The organism is Aeromicrobium sp. PFPM2_SD2 (assembly GCF_057364525.1).
Window position 1 is genome coordinate 1 of record NZ_JBNFNZ010000605.1, and the last position, 1,194, is coordinate 1,194.

1 protein-coding gene and 1 pseudogene are annotated in these 1,194 nt (G+C 76.7%); both read right to left on the reverse strand.

Annotated elements, in window-relative coordinates:
- A partial coding sequence (locus tag AC2W7G_RS16790; RefSeq protein WP_485869444.1) for a Nif3-like dinuclear metal center hexameric protein occupies nucleotides 1-838 on the reverse strand: 838 nt, incomplete at its 3' end.
- 80 nt (nucleotides 839-918) lie between these two features.
- A pseudogene (locus tag AC2W7G_RS16795) lies at nucleotides 919-1,194 on the reverse strand (hypothetical protein); the annotation flags it as partial.

A 1,194-nucleotide genomic window follows, 5' to 3' on the forward strand; every position in this document is an offset into this window, starting at 1 on the left:
GTCGGGCGCCGGCCACCCGGTGCGCGCTGCGGTGCGCGGGCAGGCTGCGGCCGACGTGGTCGGCGAACTCCCGCAGGGTCATCGGCGCGCTGAGCCGCCCGATGCGGCCGCTCCCCCGCTGGGCCTCGGGGCGGGCGGCCGTCTCGACCACGTCGTAGGCCACCTCCTCGTAGGGGTGGGCGGTGAGCAGCGCCGTCCGGACGCGCTCGCGCAGCGCGGCCGGGGCGACGAGGTCGAGCCGCTTCTCGGCGACCTTCTCCAGGCGCCCGACCTGGCCGGTGTGCGGGTCGGCCCCCTCCAGCGGACGGAACTGCCCGGTGCCGTCGCTGACGAAGGCGGCACTGTCGTAGTCGCCCAGCGCGCCGGCCCCGGCTCCGTGCATCGCGGCCAGGACGCGCTCGGCGTCCTCCGGCGGCACGAACACGGTCCAGGAGTCGACCGGAGCGGCCGGGTCCGGGTCGAGCGCCCGGACGTCGGTCAGCCCCAGCGCCAGGGCCATGGACTCCGAGACGCCGAACCGCGGCGCGTCCGCGTTGGTGTGGCACGTGTGCAGCGCGACGCCGCCGCGGACGAGCGTGTGCACGACGCGGCCCTTGGGCGTCGTGGCGGCCACGCTGGTGACGCCCTTGAGGTAGAGCGGGTGGTGGGTGACGAGCAGGTCGTACCCGCCGGCGACCGCCTCGTCGGCCACGGCCTGCACCGGGTCGACGGCCAGCAGCACGCGCCGCACCTCGGCGTCGGGGTCACCGGCGACGGTGCCGACGGCGTCCCAGTCGTCGGCCCAGGCCGGGTCGTACAGCTCGTCCAGCACGGCGACGACGTCACGCAGGGTGGGCATGGCGTCACTCTAGTGAGCGCGCCCCTCCCCGTCCGTGCCCCTCGCCCTCCCGCTGGGAGTGACGCCAGCAGGAACGTGGGTCAGGCGACGGAGGCGAGGGCGAAGGACAGGACGGCGCTCGCACCGGCCCGGCGCAGCTCGCGCGCGGCGACCGTCAGCGTCCAGCGGCTGTCGACCAGGTCGTCGACCAGCAGCACCGGGCCGTGCACCGACGCCAGCGCGTCGCGCAGCTGCGGCCCGACCGAGAAGCGTCCCCACACGGACGCCAGCCGGTAGGCGCTGTCGCCAGCCCGGGCCGCACCGGCATCGCCGGGTCGACGTCGAGCGTGCCGAGCAGCGGCAGCCGGCCGAGCCGG